The following is a 15,166-nucleotide window of genomic DNA, read 5'->3' as shown; positions in this document are numbered from 1 at the left end:
GCCATGCAGAGAATCACCCCGGTAGCGCGCAAGCTGATGGTGGCCATCGTCAAGGCCGCCAGCGCCTGTGCGCTGCTGATCTGTCTGGTGCAGGGAGTGCTGATCTGGCAGCACACGCGCGAGGACTATGGGCGGACGATTGCCGAGATCGGGCGGACACGCGTTCCCCTGATCGCTGCAGTGGTCTGGGATATCGAGCCGGAAGCGGTGCGACAGCAGCTGCAGGCGCTGGTGGAACTGCCGGAAATCGGAGCCGTGCGTCTTTCCGTCAAGACCGGCCAGGTATTCGAGCTGGGCACGGCCAGCATGGTGCAAGCTGGCAACACTTTCGGATTTGAGCTGAAGGACCCCAGCGGGACCATGGTGATCGGGCAGCTCGATGTGGCGGCAGACACCCAGGCGCTGTACCGTGCGTTGGCTTACGCGGTGGGCACCTCGATTGCCGGGTATGCCGTTCTGACCCTCGTGATTTGTGCCCTGGTGCGCGTCGTGCTGCGGCGCCAGCTGGAGCTGCCGCTGCGCACCGTGGCCGATTACGCCAACACACTGGAGCCCAGCCGGTTGTCCGAGTCGCTGCAGCTGGCGCGGGAGCCGGACCACGTGCGTGACGAGATCGATCTGGTGGTCGAGGGCTTTGCCAAGCTGCAGGCTGCCCTGGACCGGCACATGACCCACCTGGACGCTCTGGTGGCGGAACGTACCGAAGAGCTGGCCCAGCGCAGCAACGAACTCAGAGCGGCGAAGGAGCTGGCCGAGTCGGCCAGCGTGGCAAAGAGCGAGTTCCTGGCGAACATGAGCCACGAGATACGCACCCCGATGAACGCCATCCTGGGGCTGCTGCAATTGTTGCGCGTCACGCCGCTGGACAGCAGCCAGGATGACTATGTGACCAAGCTTGAAGGGGCGGCCAGGTTCCTGTTGGGCCTGCTCAACGACATACTCGACTACTCCCGCATCGAGGCTGGCAAGATGGCGCTGGATGTGCGCACCTTCTCCGTGCGCAAACTGCTCGATGACCTGTCCGTGGTGCTGTCGGCCAGCAAGCTTGGGCGGGACATCGAAGTCCGCTTCGACCTGGACCCGGCGGTGCCGAGCCACGTGTGCGGTGATGACCTGCGGCTCATGCAGATCCTGGTCAACCTCGGCAGCAACGCGGTCAAGTTCACCCATGAGGGTGAGGTGGTGGTGCGGGTGCTTGCATTGCAGAGCCGGGCTGACCGGGCCACGCTGGAGTTTTCGGTCAGCGATACCGGCATCGGGATTTCGCCGGAACAGCAGGTGCGCATCTTCGACAGCTTTTCCCAGGCCGAGTCGAGCACCACGCGCCGCTTCGGTGGCTCGGGCCTGGGGCTGAGCATCGCACGCCGCCTGGTCGAGCTGATGGGGGGCAGGCTGCATGTGAAGAGTGCCCTGGGCAAGGGCAGCCGCTTCTACTTTGCGCTGGAATTGCCCCTGGTCTCAGACGCGGAGGTCAAGCCAACCGAGCCGGATCCTGGCGCGGTGGGCAAGGCCGTGGGGCAGAACCGCCTGCGCGGCATGCGCATCCTGCTCGTGGAAGACAACAAGATCAACCAGATGGTGGCGGAAAACCTGCTGCGCCGCGAAGGCGCGCTCGTGACTGCGGCGGAGAATGGTCAGGTCGCGCTGAACCAGCTGCTGTCGAATCCGGAAGGGTTCGATGCCGTGTTGATGGATTTGCAGATGCCGGTCATGGACGGCTTCGAGGCCACGCAGGCGATTCGCCAGCACGCCGCATGGGCCCGGCTGCCGATCATCGCCATGACCGCCAACGCCATGGCGTCGGACCGGGAAGCCTGCCTGCGCGCGGGCATGAACGAGCATGTGGGCAAGCCCTTCGAGCTGGACCGGCTGGTGGCCCTGCTGTTGCAGCTCACCGGCGAGCCGCAACCGTCCCTGGTGGCCCATTCCGACCCCGCGGACCATGCCAGCGCGCCGGTGGCCGTACCGGGCCTGAATGGGGAAGGGGTGGCACGCGGATCGCAGGGGGGCGAAGCCACTGTGTCAGTGACCACCTCGTCTTCGCCGGATCAGATTGACATGGAGAGTGCATTGCAGCGCATGGGTGGCGATGCCGCGTTGCTGCGCAGTGCGCAGCACAGCTTCATCGAGAGCGCCCGGGGGCTGGCGCACCGTCTGCGGGTGCTGTGGTCTGCGGGCGATGCGGCCGCGATCGGGCGCGAACTGCACACGCTCAAGGGCTTGTCTGGAACCATTGGCGCCACGGGGCTATCGTCGGCAATCGCGCGCTGGGAGCAGCAGGTCAAGGCCGGCTTGCCCGAAACCGGCACGCAAGCCTGGTTGCAGGAGATGCAGTCCACCTTGGATGCGGGGCTGGCCGCCCTGACGGCAGCGAGCAGCTCGCTGGACAGGCATACGTCGCCGGTGCGGGCCACGGCGGGGCTGGACCTTGCGGGGCGGCGACTGGCTGCTGCCCAACTCGAGCGCTTGTCCGAATTGCTGCTCCACTCGAACATGGAGTCGCTGGAGGTGTTTCGGGCCTTCCAGCAGGGGCCGGGTGCGGCCTTGGGCGCCGAAGCAGCGGAGCTCAGCGATGCCATGCAGCGGCTGGATTTCGAAGCAGCGCTGGTCGCCTCTGCGCGACTGCAGAATCGGCTGGCCTTGGTGGAGTGAGCATCCATCCGCTTCTGGCCGCATGTGCAACCCGACATGTCCCGCCTGCTTCACGCGCTGCTGCGCCCGCTCATTTCCATCGCCGTCATCGTGCTGCTGCTGGAGGAGTGGCTGTGGGACCACCTCAAGGCCGCGGTGCAGCGCCTGGTGGACCAACCGTGGGTGCACCGGCTGGAAGCCTACCTGCGTGCGTTGCCGCCCTGGGCCAGCCTCTTGGTGCTGGTGGCGCCCGGTGTCGTCATCATTCCCTTCAAGGTGGCGGGCTTGTGGGCCCTGGCCCAGGGGCACGCGCTTCTGGGGGTGGTGATCTTTGTGCTGGCCAAGCTGGCCGGCACGGCCGTCGCGGCCTACCTGTTTGACCTGGTGCGCGACAGCGCCCGGCGCATGCCCTGGTTCGACCGGGTCTATGTCTGGATCGAGCGGCTGCTGCAGCGTGCCCATGCGTGGCTGGAGTCGCGCCCCGTGGTCCGGCAGGTACGGGCTTGGGCCCAGGCCCTGCGCCAGCGCGTGCGCGGCTGGCTTCGTCACTGAGTCGGGGGCTCGCCGTCGGGGATAATCCCCCTATGAGCGGCAATACCTTCGGACACACCTTTACCGTCACCAACTTCGGTGAATCCCACGGCCCGGCCATCGGCTGCATCATCGACGGCTGCCCACCGGGCATGGCCCTGAGCGAGGCCGACATCCAGCACGACCTGGACCGCCGCCGCCCCGGCACCTCCAAGTTCGTCACCCAGCGCAACGAGCCCGATCAGGTGAAGATCCTCAGCGGCGTGTATGAAGGCAAGACGACCGGTACCCCGATTGCGCTGCTGATCGAGAACACCGACCAGCGCTCCAAGGACTACGGCAACATCCTGGAGACCTTCCGCCCCGGCCACGCCGACTACGCCTACTACCAGAAGTACGGCCTGCGCGACCCGCGCGGCGGTGGCCGCTCCAGCGCGCGCCTGACGGCGCCCATGGTGGCGGCCGGTGCCGTGGCCAAGAAGTGGTTGAAGGAAAAGTACGGCACCGAATTCCGCGGCTGCATGACGCAGATCGGTGAACTGCCCATTGCCTTCGAGGGCTGGGAGCATGTGCCCAACAACCCGTTCTTTGCCCCCGTGGCCGATGTGTCGGCGCTGGAAGACTACATGGAAGCCCTGCGCAAGGGGCACGACTCCTGCGGCGCCAAGATTCGCGTCTGCGCCACCAAGGTGCCCGTGGGCCTGGGTGAGCCGCTGTTCGACAAGATGGATGCCGACATTGCCTACGCCATGATGGGCATCAACGCCGTCAAGGGCGTGGAAATCGGGGCCGGTTTTGCCAGCGTGGCCCAACGCGGCAGCGTGCATGGCGACAGCCTCACGCCCAACGGTTTTGCCAGCAACAACGCCGGTGGCGTGCTCGGTGGCATCACCACCGGGCAGGACCTGGAAGTGAGCATCGCCATCAAGCCCACCAGCTCCATCCTGACGCCGCGCGACTCGATCGACATCGAAGGCAACCCGACGCAGGTGGTGACCAAGGGCCGCCACGACCCCTGTGTGGGCATACGCGCCACGCCGATTGCCGAGGCCATGCTGGCCCTGGTGGTGATGGACCATGCGCTGCGCCACCGGGCCCAGAACGCCGACGTACGCACCAGCCTGGCACCCATTGCCGGAAATCTGTGAAAAAATGGGCCTGGCCCGCGTAGACATTGCGTAGGCAGCTACCGAAACCATAGCGACTGCAGCACCACTTCGAGAGGCTTTGCATGAAAACCGTATTCGTCCTGAACGGCCCCAACCTCAACCTGCTGGGCACGCGCGAGCCGCAGGTCTACGGTGCCCAGACCCTGGCCGACGTGCAGTCCTTGTGCGAGCGTGCCTGCGCCGCCAACGGTTTTGCGCTGGAGTTCCGCCAGAGCAACCACGAGGGCGCGCTGGTGGACTGGATCCACGAGGCCGGGCAACTGCAGGCCAAGGGCCAGCTCGCCGGGGTCATCCTCAACGCCGGTGCCTACACCCACACCAGCATCGCCTTGCACGATGCCATCAAGGGCACGGGCATCACCCTCATCGAGGTGCACATCAGCAACGTGCACGCGCGCGAGGCCTTCCGCCACCACTCCTGCATCTCGCCTGTGGCCAAGGCCGTCATGGTGGGCTTTGGGGTCAACGGCTACGCCCTGGCCGTGGCCGGTCTGGCCCAGATGCAGTAGGCGCTGGGGGCGCGGTGAGTGGGGCCGTTAGGCCCCCGCATCAATACCGCAGTGCGGTGGTCTTCCCCCAGAACACGCGGTACGCAAACACCGTGTAGCCGATGATGACCGGCAGCACGACCACCACACCGTAGAAGATGACGCGCAGCGCTTCCGGAGCGCTGGCGGCTTGCCAAATCGACAGGCGGTCGACGACCAACCACGGGAACAGGCTGTAGGCCAGCCCATAGAAAGCCAGCAGAAACACACCCACCGTGCCGGCAAACGGCACGGCGGCACCGTACTGGTTGCCTTGCGCGAAGCGGGTGGGCAGTCGGCGCAGGCTGCGCGCGATGATGACAAACAGGGCCACCGTCATGGCGGGAATCGGCAGCAGCAGCATCACGTTCGGAAAGCTGAACCATTTGTCGAAGATGCGTTCGCTCACCCATGGCGTGGCCACCGAGATGGCCGCGACCCCCACGGCCGTCAGCCACAGGCTGCCCCGTGCCCAGCGCACGGCCTGCAGTTGCAGTGCGCCTTCGGTTTTCATGATCAGCCAGCCCGCGCCCAGCAGCGCATAGGCTGCGACCAGACAGAGGCCGACCAGGGCACTGAACAGCTGGCTACCGCCATCGGCACGAAAGCCGGTCACCAGGCTGCCGAGCATGAAGCCCTGCGACCAGGCGGCGAGCAGCGAGCCGGCAAAGAATGCACGGTCCCACAAAGGCTTGTATTCGGCCCGCGCCTTGACGCGGAAGTCGAACGCCACGCCGCGCAAGGTCAGGGCCAGCAGCATCAGCGCGACGGGCAGGTACAGCGCGCCCAGGATCTCTCCATGGGCGAGCGGAAAGGCCACCAGCAACACCCCCACGCCCAGCACCAGCCAGGTTTCGTTGGCGTCCCAGAACGGCCCGATGCTGGCGATCATGGTGTCCTTCTGCGCGTCGTCGGCGCGTCGCAGCAGGATGCCGACGCCCAGGTCATAGCCGTCCAGGATCACGTAGGCCAGCATGGCCAGTGCCATCACCAGGGCGAAGGCCAGCGGCAACCATCCCGCGGGTTGGGTCAAGTCAGGGTAGATCATGGTCATCGATCGGTCAGGCAGGGTGGGGGCCACGGCAGGTGGCGGCGGGCGGATTCGCTGCGGCGTGGGCCTCGGGGGCGGAGAGGGTGGCCTTGTAGGCCAGGTAGAACACCACCCGCACATAGGCCACCAGCAGCAGCGCGTACAGGGTGAGGTACATGCCCAGCGTCAGTGCAATGTTGCTCGCAGGCACGGTGGAGGCGGCCTGTGCGGTGGTGAGTACGCCCTGCACCAGCCAGGGTTGGCGGCCGATCTCGGTCACGTACCAGCCTGCCACCAGCGCAACCCAGCCGGCAAAGCTCATGGCCACCAGCACGCGCAGCAGCCAGGTGGCAGGCACACCGTCACCGTGTGGCACACGGCGGGCGCGGTAGGACTGCCAGGCGGCCAGCCAGCTCACGGCCGCCATGAGGAGACCCACGCCCACCATGACGCGAAAGGCCCAGAACACCGGCGCTACCGGCGGGTGCTGGCCGCCAAAGGCCTGGATGCCCTGTACCTCGCCGTTCCAGTCGTGGGTCAGGTACAGCGATGCCAGTTTCGGGATGGCGATTTCCCAGCGGTTGCTCTGCGAGCTGGCGTCCGGAATGGCGAACAGTACGGCCGGTGCGCCTGCCTGGGTTTCCCAGATGCCTTCCATGGCCGCAATCTTGGCGGGCTGGTGCTCCAGGGTGTTGAGGCCGTGCAGGTCGCCGACCACGATCTGCAGCGGAATCAGCAAGGCGGCCAGCGTGAAGCCGGTGCGCAGGGTGGCGCGGACTTCCTGTGCGCGGTCGCCGCGCAGCCAGCGGTAGGCGCTCAAGCCAGCGAGCAGAAATGCCACGGTCAGCCCCGACGCCAGCAGCATGTGGGTCAGGCGATACGGGAAGGACGGATTGAAGATCACTTCCTTCCAGCTGGTGACGTGCGCCTTGCCATCGATGATCTCGAAGCCTGCCGGAGTGTGCATCCACGAGTTCAGCGCCAGGATCCAGAAGGCGGAGGCGGTGGTGCCGGCGGCGACCAGGAAGGTGGCCAGCGTGTGCACCCGTTCGCTGACCTTGTCGCGTCCGAACAGCATGATGCCCAACATGGTGGCCTCCAAGAAAAACGCCGTCAGCACTTCATAGGCCAGCAAGGGCCCGGCGACGTTGCCCACGGTGTTCATGAAGCCGGGCCAGTTGGTGCCGAACTGGAAGCTCATGGTGATGCCGCTGACCACGCCGAGCGCAAAGGTCAACGCGAACACTTTCACCCAGAATTGGTAGGCCTGCATCCAGTGGCTGTGGCCCGTGCGCAGGAAGCGCATCTTGAAGAACAGCAATACCCAACCCAGCGCGATGCTGATCGAGGGGAACAGGATGTGGAAGGTGATGTTGGCGGCGAACTGGATCCGCGCCAGCACCAGCGGGTCAAGGCTGTCCATGGTCTGCTCCTGGTAGGGGGGAGGTGTCCCGGTTGGCTGCGGACAGGCCAACCGGGCCGGCATCTGGCTCGGGTTTGCCGGTGAATACCTGCTTTACGCGCTCGGTCATTTCCAGAAAGCGCTGCACTTTTCCGCCCATCTGCATCAGGCTGGCCAGGGTGGCCGAATCCATCTTCTGGACGTCGTCCAGCCAGTCGGTCATCAGCTCGATGAAGCTGTGCATCTGGCGCATGCGTTCCTGGGCGTGGATGTCTTCCGGCACTGCCGGTTGCTCCATCAGGGCGTCGCGCAACATGCTCAGCGTGGGGTCGACCTCGCGTTTGCGCCGCTCGTTGGCCAGCGTGCGGAAGATGACCCACACGTCTTCCGGTGCCTGGAAGTACTCGCGCCGGTCGTTGGGTTGGTGGATCAGCCGCACCAGGTTCCAGGACTGGAGTTCCTTGAGCCCCATGCTCACGTTGGAGCGGGAAAACGCGAGTGCTTCGCTGATTTCGTCGGCATTCAGGGGCCGAGCCGACACATACAGCAGCGCATAGATCTGGCCCACCGTGCGGTTGATGCCCCAACGACTGCCCATTTCACCGAAGTGCATGACAAATCGTTGTGTCAGGGGAGGTAAGTTCATCGCATGGATCTTTCTGAATTTTCAGAATTTTCTGAAAATTCAAGAATTTCTGTCGTCACGCAGCGACTAAACACGCTTGGGAATAGGGGCATTCACCCGCCGCACGGTGGGCACGGCTGGCTTGGTGGTGTGTGTGGGAAGGTAGGTTCGCGCCTGAGCATCAGCCTTGCGCTGTTGCAGATGCCAAAAGTTGCAAGGGCTGCCCCGCAGCGGCCGTGCCTGCTCTATGCTTGCCACCTTCATCGGGAGGTGGCCGTGCAGCGTGGAGTTCCAATCCTTTGGTCGATGGTCGTGTCCGCAGTGGCGGCACCTGCCATGGCGTTTTCGCTGGTGGGCGTGTCGCCCCAGGGCGAAGTGGCCCAGGTGCGCCAGGTGGTGGCCAAGTTCGACGACAGCGCCGTCAACTTCGGCGACCCCAAGGCTGCCGCACCGCTGAGCCTGAGCTGCAGCGACGCCCAGGTCACCCAGGGCACCGGGCGCTGGGTCAATGACCGCACCTGGGTGTTCGACTTTGCCGACGACCTGCCACCGGGCGTGGCCTGCACCCTGCAGGTGCGCAGTGGCTTCCAGTCGCCCAAGGGCGCCGAGCTGAGCGGTGGCCCATTCAAATTCAACACCGGTGGCCCGTTCGTGCAGAGCGCGCGGCCCTACAGCGGCTCGCGCATCGACGAGGAACAGTTCTTCACCTTGCAGCTCAACGGCGACGCCAGCCTGGCCAGCGTGCAGGCCAACGTGTGGTGCGCGGTGGACGGCCTGGGTGAGCGCGTGCCCGTGCGCCTGATCGCCGGCGCCGACCGCCAGGCACTGCTCAAGGCCCAGGGGCTGGAGGCGGCCGCCACCAAGCAGCCGCTGCGCTATGTGACGCTGGCCTGCAACCGCACACTCAGCGCCTCGGCCAAGGTGCAGCTGGTGTGGGGCAAGGGTGTCAGCACACCGGCCAAGCCAGGCCAGGCCCAGGGCCTGCCCAACACGGTGGAGCGCCGCTTCGACTACCGGGTGCGCGAGCCCTTTACCGCCACCTTCAGCTGCGAGCGCGAAAACGCCCAGAGCGCCTGCCTGCCTATCCGCCCCATGCGGCTGCATTTCAATGCGCCAGTGCCCGCCAAGCTGCTGGGCGAGATTCGCCTCAAGGGCGCGAAAGACAGCTTCAAGCCCGTGTCCAACGAACAAGGCGAGGAGCTGGACGGCGAGCAGTCGGTGAACAGCGTGCGATTCGAGGGCATCTTTCCTGAGCAGACCCAGTTCACGTTGGAGCTGCCCAAGGGCTTCAAGGACGCGTCGGGGCGCAGCCTGCGCAATGCCGACAGCTTTCCGCTCAAGGTGGCCACAGCCGCCATGCCGCCGCTGGCCAAGTTTGCCGCCGCGCCCTTCGGCGTGGTGGAGCGGCTGGCCGAGCCCGACGGCGTAGCCCTGCTGCCGGTGACGCTGCGCAACGTGGAGCCTGCCCTGCGCGTGCAAGGCCTGAGCCCAGGCGGCGCCCCACCCGCTGGCAAGGTCAGCACGGTGCAGCCGGGTACCGACGCCGAGATCATTGCCTGGTACCGCAAGGTGCAGCACTTCGACCAGTTCTGGGTGTCGCGCGGTGAGGCGGCGCGGAACTCGAAAACGCCCTTGCCCAAGGACATCGAGGAATTCGCGCGCGGCTCGGTGCAGAGCCGCCTGGTCTCGCTGCTGCAGGGCCAGGGTGGCGTGCGAGCGCTGGACCTGCCCAAGCCCGCCAGTGGCGACCCGCGCCCGTTTGAGGTGGTGGGCATCCCGCTGGGGGCGGGCTTCCATGTGGTCGAAATCGCGTCCCAGGCGCTGGGCAAGAGCCTCATCGACGAACGCCACGGCGACCGGCGCACGATGTATGTGCGCACCGCTGCGCTGGTGACCAACCTGGGTGTGCATTTCAAGCTGGGCCGCGAGAACGCCCTGGCTTGGGTGACCACGCTGGACAAGGGCACGCCGGTGGCCGGTGCGCAGGTGCGCGTGTCGGACTGCCGCGGCAAGGAATTGGCCACGGGCGTGACCGACGCCACCGGCGTGGCCCGGCTTAGCGGCTTGTCGCCCGAGGCCCCGGCCTGCAACGACGGCGTATACACCCGGGCCTACTTCGTCAGCGCCCGCGCCACCCAGCCCACGGCGGACGGCAAGGGCACGGTGCAGGACATCGCCTTCACCTGGAGCGACTGGAATCGCGGCATCGAGGCCTGGCGCTTCAACCTGCCCACCAGCACCTCGGCGCGCCCCGACGAGCGCGCCCACACCGTGTTTGACCGCACCCTGCTGCGCACGGGGGAAACAGTGTCCATGAAGCACATCCTGCGCAGCGAAACCTCGTCCGGTTTTGGCCTGCCCCAGACCACGCCGGGCACGCTGGTCGTCACCCACGTGGGCAGCGGCCAGCAGTTCACCCAGCCGCTGGCCTGGCGCAAGACGGCTACCGGCGGCCTGTCGGCCGAGAGCAGTTTTGCCATTCCGCCCGCGGCCAAGCTGGGGGTGTACGAGGTGCAGCTGCGCGGTGCCGATGCCTACCGCGGCACTTTCTATACGGGGCAGTTCCGCGTGGAGGAGTTCCGCCTGCCGGTGCTCGAAGGGCGCGTGGCGCCAGCCGACAAGAAAGCGCTGGTGAACACGCCAGCCGTGCCGGTGGACGTGCAGGTGAACTACGTGTCCGGCGGCGGTGCGGCCAACCTGCCGGTGCGGGTGTCGGCCCTGGTGCGTGGCAAGTACCTCAGCTTCGCGGACTACGCCGACTACAGCTTCTCCGCCCCGCGCGGTGCTGCCACCGACACCGGCAATGGGGAGGAAACCCAGGAGGCCGTGATAGATGCGCGCGTGATTGCCGACAAGCAGCCCCTCACGCTGGACAAGAACGGCGCCGGCAAGCTCAAGCTGGAGCAGGTGCCCAAGGCCAGCCAGCCGCAGGACCTGGTGCTGGAAGCCACCTACGCCGACCCCAATGGCGAGGTACAGACCCTGCGCAGCACCCACACGCTGTGGCCTGCCGCGGTGGTGGCCGGCATCAAGACCGAAGGCTGGGTGTCCAGCCGCCAGAAGATGCGCTTTACCGCCCTGGCGCTGGACCTGGCAGGCAAGCCGCAGGAAGGCGTGCCGCTGGAAGTGCGTGCCGTGGCCCGCATCGTCACCACCACGCGCAAGCGCATGGTGGGCGGCTTCTACACCTACGACAACCAGACCAGCACCAAGGACCTCGGCGAAGTGTGCAGCGGCAAGAGCGACGCACGCGGCCTGCTGCTGTGCGACACCAGCGTGAACGAAGCCGGTGAGGTGGAGCTGGTGGTGAGCGCCAAGGACAGCGCCGGCAACAAGGCCCAGGCCGCCAGCAGCGTGTACGTGACCAAGCAGGGCGAGCTGTGGTTCGGTGGCGAGAACCACGACCGCATCGACCTGCTGCCCGAGAAGAAAAGCTACAACCCCGGTGAGACCGCGCGCTTTCAGGTGCGCATGCCGTTTCGCTTTGCCACTGCCCTGGTGGCGGTGGAGCGCGAAGGCATCCTGGAAACCGAGGTGGTGCAGCTCAATGGGCAGGACCCCACGGTGCAGGTGAAGATCAAAGATGGTTGGGGCCCCAATGTGTATGTGAGCGTGCTGGCCCTGCGCGGGCGGCTGCGCGAAGTGCCGTGGTACAGCTTCTTCACCTGGGGCTACAAGGCCCCGCGCGAGTGGTGGCAGAGCTTCTGGTACGAAGGGCGCGAGTACGTGGCCCCCACCGCGCTGGTGGACCTGAGCAAGCCGGCCTTCCGCCTCGGTGCGGCCGAAATCCGCGTCGGTACCCAGGCCCACCAGCTGGCCGTGAGCGTGAAGGCCGACAAGGACAGCTACGCAGTGCGCAGCCATGCGAAGGTCACGGTGCAGGTGAAGCTGCCCAACGGCGCTCCGGCAGCCCATGCCGAGGTGGCCCTGGCCGCTGTGGACCAGGCCCTGCTGGAGCTGATGCCCAATGCCAGCTGGAACCTGCTCGACGCCATGCTGCAGCGGCGCAGCTGGGGGGTGGAAACGTCGACCGCGCAGATGGAGATCATCGGCCGGCGCCACTACGGGCGCAAGGCCGTGCCCGCCGGTGGCGGCGGTGGCAAGAGCGGCGCGCGCGAGTTGCTGGACACCCTGCTGCTGTGGCAGCCCGCGCTCAAGCTCGACGCCAACGGCCAGGCGCAGGTGACGGTGCCGTTGAACGATGCACTCACCACCTTCAAGATCGTCGCCGTAGCCGATGCCTCCACCGGCTTGTTCGGCACCGGCAGTACCAGCATCCGCGCCACGCAAGACCTGCAGATCATCAGCGGCCTGCCGCCCCTGGTGCGCGAGGACGACCAGTACCGCGCCCAGCTCACGCTGCGCAACACCACCCAGAAGCCCATGAAGGTGGAAGTGACGCCGCGCGCCACGCTGCTCGACCTGAAGCCGCAGACGGTGGACATTCTCGCGGGTGAAGCCAAGGAAGTGGCCTGGACCGTGACCGCCCCCGCCCAGCTGGCCCAGAGCCGCTTCGAGGCCATCCTGTGGGAGATCGAGGCGCGTGACACCCTGGGTGGCGCGCGCGACGCCTTGAAGGCACGCCAGCGCATCATCCCGGCCGTGCCGCTGACGGTGCAGCAGGCTACGCTGGTGCAGCTGGACGGCCCGCTGGCGCTGGACGTGAACCCGCCAGCCGACGCCTTGCCTGGCCGTGGCGGCCTCAAGCTCGCCCTGCAGCCCAAGCTGGCCGAAGGCCTGCCCGGCGTGAAGGACTGGTTTGCCCGCTACCCCTTTGCCTGCCTGGAACAGAAGACCAGCAAGGCCGTGGGTCTGCGCGACGGCAAGCTGTGGCAGACCGTGGTGACCCAGATCCCCAGCTACCTGGACAGCGACGGCCTGGCCAACTACTTCCCACCACGCGACGGCGAGGCCAACCACGGCAGCGACACGCTCACGGCCTACCTGCTGGCAGCCACCCACGAGGCTGCGGCGCTGAACCCGGCCTTTGCGCTCAGCGACGAGGTGCGCGCGCCCATGGAGCGCGGGCTGATCGCGTTTGTGGAAGGGCGCATCCAGCGCGACTTCTGGAGCCCCCGCAAGGACCTGGACGTGCGCAAGCTTGCTGCGCTGGAAGCCCTGTCGCGCTACGGCAAGGCCCAGGCGCGCATGCTGGGCTCCATCACCATCGCGCCCAACCAGTGGCCCACCCATGCGGTGATCGACTGGCTGAACATCCTCAAGCGCGTGCAGGACGTACCCGAGCGCGACAAGCGCCTGGCAGAGGCCACGCAAGTGCTGCGCAGCCGCATCAGCTACCAGGGTACCAAGATGATCTTCAGCAGCGAGCGCGACGACTACTGGTGGTGGCTGATGCAGAACGGCGACGTCAACACCGCCCGACTGTTGCTGGCCGTGATGGACGACCCGCTTTGGCGCGACGACATGGGCCGCCTGGCCAATGGCTTCATCCAGCGCCAGCAGGGCGGGGCCTGGCTCACCACCACGGCCAACCTGTGGGGCGGCCTGGCACTGGAGAAGTTCAGCGCCAGGTTCGAAGCGGTGCCCGTGGCTGGAAGTACCAAGGCCAGCATGAGCACAGGTTCCGCGCAGGTGGAGTGGAGCAAGGTGGAGCGCATCAAGACCACCGACCCCCAAGGCGCTGCGCACCAGAGCACGTGGTTTGGCGCGCCCGCCGCGCCGGGCAACCTGAAGAACAACGGCATGTTCCTGCCCTGGAGCAAGACCGCTGCAAAAGACACCCTGAACGTGACCCACCAGGGCCCGGGCAAGCCCTGGCTCACGCTGCTGTCGGTGGCGGCGGTGCCGCTCAAGGCCCCGTTCAGCGCAGGCTACAGCATCAAGAAGACCATCACCCCCGTGGAGCAGGCCAACAAGAACCTGCCCGCAGGCAGCTACACCCGTGGCGACGTGCTGCGCATCACGCTGGAGGTGAACGCCAGCGCCGACATGAGCTGGGCCGTCATCACCGACCCCGTGCCGGCAGGCGCCACCATTCTGGGCAGCGGCCTGGGGCGCGACAGTGAAATCGCGACGCAAGGCGAAAAGCGCGAAGGCTGGGGCTGGCTGGCGTTCGAGGAGCGCAGCTTCGAGGCGTTCCGCAGCTACTACCAGTTCCTGCCCAAAGGCACGGTGAAGATGGAATACACGATCCGCCTCAACAACGCGGGTGATTTCTCGCTGCCCCCCAGTCGCGTGGAAGCGATGTATGCGCCGGAGATGTTTGGCGAGGCGCCGAATGCACGGGTGAGGGTGGAGGCAGGGAGGTAGAGGAGTGCCGGGGGGCGCTGGGGCGTGAGAGTGGTGGCTGCTGAGCGGGGCTTTCGCTTACGACCCAGAGCGGAATTCGGACAACCCGCATTCGCTCGCCTAAAGCGGACATAGTCGGATACGATGGACCGTCGGAATGCATCGGAGGCGGGAAATGCAACGGTGCATCAATTTGTCTAGCAAAAAGCAGATATGTACAGACAACACCATCACGATAGTCTGCTCGCGACCCTTCGCGGGTTGGCACTTTTCATACTCGCATCGGCCTCCCCGTTTGCCCTCTCCGCGCAAGCAATTGACGGAGTATGGGGCGTCGAGGAATGGAACTGCGGCGGTGGCATTTGCTCTGAATACGACATAAACAAAGGCATCGCTAGGCGAACGATCTGGGCGCTGAAGCTAACGACCGTGGGAAATAAAGTTTGCGGCACCTGGCACAGCCATAGCAGCCAGGTCTATCGCGGCTTTATTCAGGGGCAGCTTACTTCAGTGGGGGCATCGATCTCTCTTGGCGAGGAGATCGACCACAACGCTTATTACTACGAGGCAAAACGTCCCGAGGAATTTCCGACATTCAAACATGAGGCTATTGCAATCATTGGGGTCATTGGTGCACGCCTCCTTGTCGCCAAGACGCGGGTTGAGGATAGGTCACAAGAAGTGCAGGTAGTCGCAAAACTTTCCCCAAAGCAACTCAAGTTCTTCGGGCTGAACAGAAGCGATGCTACGGAACGCTGGTTCGTCGACAAGTGCCTTAAAGACCCAACTTGAATCCTGCGGTTGTCCGGCACGCTGTAAATCCAAGACCGCTCAATCTAGACTTCGGCAAACCAGTCGTTTGCTAAGGGCCGCTCTTGGCGGCGGATTCAACCGGTCGATGCAACACATTCGCTGAACATTTCAGCGGGGGTATGGAAGCCGAGCGTCTTGCGCGGCCTCTCATTCAATTGTCTCGCAATTGCATTGAGTTGAGTCTGGGTG

9 protein-coding genes are annotated in these 15,166 nt (G+C 65.9%); 6 read left to right on the top strand and 3 right to left on the bottom strand.

Annotated features, from left to right (window positions below):
* Positions 1 to 3 precede the first annotated feature (3 nt).
* The 4 genes from RQP54_RS00045 to aroQ all read left to right on the top strand — a co-directional run bounded on the left by RQP54_RS00045 (position 4) and on the right by aroQ (position 4,840).
* Positions 4 to 2,652: an ATP-binding protein gene (locus RQP54_RS00045; protein ID WP_315676036.1), complete on the top strand. Its 2,649-nt coding sequence runs from the start codon at positions 4 to 6 to the stop codon at positions 2,650 to 2,652.
* A gap of 36 nt (positions 2,653 to 2,688) precedes the next feature.
* Positions 2,689 to 3,183, top strand: a complete 495-nt coding sequence (locus RQP54_RS00040) for a hypothetical protein (RefSeq protein WP_315676035.1) — start codon at positions 2,689 to 2,691, stop codon at positions 3,181 to 3,183.
* A 32-nt stretch (positions 3,184 to 3,215) separates the two neighbouring features.
* On the top strand, positions 3,216 to 4,310 hold the full coding sequence (aroC, locus tag RQP54_RS00035; protein ID WP_315676034.1) for a chorismate synthase: 1,095 nt from the start codon (positions 3,216 to 3,218) through the stop codon (positions 4,308 to 4,310).
* Between the two features lie 83 nt (positions 4,311 to 4,393).
* Positions 4,394 to 4,840: a type II 3-dehydroquinate dehydratase gene (gene aroQ, locus RQP54_RS00030; RefSeq protein ID WP_315676033.1), complete on the top strand. Its 447-nt coding sequence runs from the start codon at positions 4,394 to 4,396 to the stop codon at positions 4,838 to 4,840.
* A 40-nt stretch (positions 4,841 to 4,880) separates the two neighbouring features.
* Here the strand turns inward: aroQ and RQP54_RS00025 are convergent, their stop codons facing one another.
* From RQP54_RS00025 to RQP54_RS00015, 3 genes are read right to left on the bottom strand one after another with little or no spacing between them, the layout of a single operon-like run.
* Positions 4,881 to 5,912 carry a cytochrome d ubiquinol oxidase subunit II gene (locus tag RQP54_RS00025; RefSeq protein ID WP_315676032.1) on the bottom strand — a complete coding sequence of 344 codons (1,032 nt, stop codon included), beginning with the start codon at positions 5,910 to 5,912 and terminating at the stop codon, positions 4,881 to 4,883.
* 7 nt (positions 5,913 to 5,919) lie between these two features.
* Positions 5,920 to 7,311: a cytochrome ubiquinol oxidase subunit I gene (locus tag RQP54_RS00020; RefSeq protein WP_315676031.1), complete on the bottom strand. Its 1,392-nt coding sequence runs from the start codon at positions 7,309 to 7,311 to the stop codon at positions 5,920 to 5,922.
* A complete protein-coding gene (locus RQP54_RS00015) occupies positions 7,298 to 7,936 on the bottom strand; it encodes a GbsR/MarR family transcriptional regulator (RefSeq protein ID WP_315676030.1) in 639 nt (212 codons plus the stop codon). The genes RQP54_RS00020 and RQP54_RS00015 overlap by 14 nt, the downstream gene beginning before the upstream one ends.
* Before the next feature lie 285 nt (positions 7,937 to 8,221).
* Between RQP54_RS00015 and RQP54_RS00010 the strand changes: the two genes are divergently transcribed.
* Positions 8,222 to 14,185 (top strand): alpha-2-macroglobulin family protein, encoded by a 5,964-nt coding sequence (locus RQP54_RS00010; protein ID WP_315676029.1) that lies wholly within the window; start codon positions 8,222 to 8,224, stop codon positions 14,183 to 14,185.
* A gap of 192 nt (positions 14,186 to 14,377) precedes the next feature.
* Entirely contained in the window at positions 14,378 to 14,956 is a 579-nt protein-coding gene (locus tag RQP54_RS00005; RefSeq protein ID WP_315676028.1) for a hypothetical protein, read from the top strand.
* Positions 14,957 to 15,166: the final 210 nt, after the last annotated feature.

The organism is Curvibacter sp. APW13 (genome assembly GCF_032337135.1).
In the GTDB taxonomy this organism is placed as follows: Bacteria; Pseudomonadota; Gammaproteobacteria; order Burkholderiales; family Burkholderiaceae_C; genus Allorhodoferax.
The sequence above is the reverse complement of the archived record's forward strand: the minus strand, read 5'-3'. Positions and strand labels throughout refer to the sequence as shown.

What these genes read in the sequence shown, in the direction of transcription:
- RQP54_RS00045 (WP_315676036.1), top strand. Translation starts at nt 4, where the DNA reads ATGCAGAGAATCACCCCGGTAGCGCGCAAGCTGATGGTGGCCATCGTC.
- RQP54_RS00040 (WP_315676035.1), top strand. Translation starts at nt 2,689, where the DNA reads ATGTCCCGCCTGCTTCACGCGCTGCTGCGCCCGCTCATTTCCATCGCC.
- aroC (WP_315676034.1), top strand. Translation starts at nt 3,216, where the DNA reads ATGAGCGGCAATACCTTCGGACACACCTTTACCGTCACCAACTTCGGT.
- aroQ (WP_315676033.1), top strand. Translation starts at nt 4,394, where the DNA reads ATGAAAACCGTATTCGTCCTGAACGGCCCCAACCTCAACCTGCTGGGC.
- RQP54_RS00025 (WP_315676032.1), bottom strand. Translation starts at nt 5,912, where the DNA reads ATGACCATGATCTACCCTGACTTGACCCAACCCGCGGGATGGTTGCCG.
- RQP54_RS00020 (WP_315676031.1), bottom strand. Translation starts at nt 7,311, where the DNA reads ATGGACAGCCTTGACCCGCTGGTGCTGGCGCGGATCCAGTTCGCCGCC.
- RQP54_RS00015 (WP_315676030.1), bottom strand. Translation starts at nt 7,936, where the DNA reads ATGAACTTACCTCCCCTGACACAACGATTTGTCATGCACTTCGGTGAA.
- RQP54_RS00010 (WP_315676029.1), top strand. Translation starts at nt 8,222, where the DNA reads ATGGTCGTGTCCGCAGTGGCGGCACCTGCCATGGCGTTTTCGCTGGTG.
- RQP54_RS00005 (WP_315676028.1), top strand. Translation starts at nt 14,378, where the DNA reads ATGTACAGACAACACCATCACGATAGTCTGCTCGCGACCCTTCGCGGG.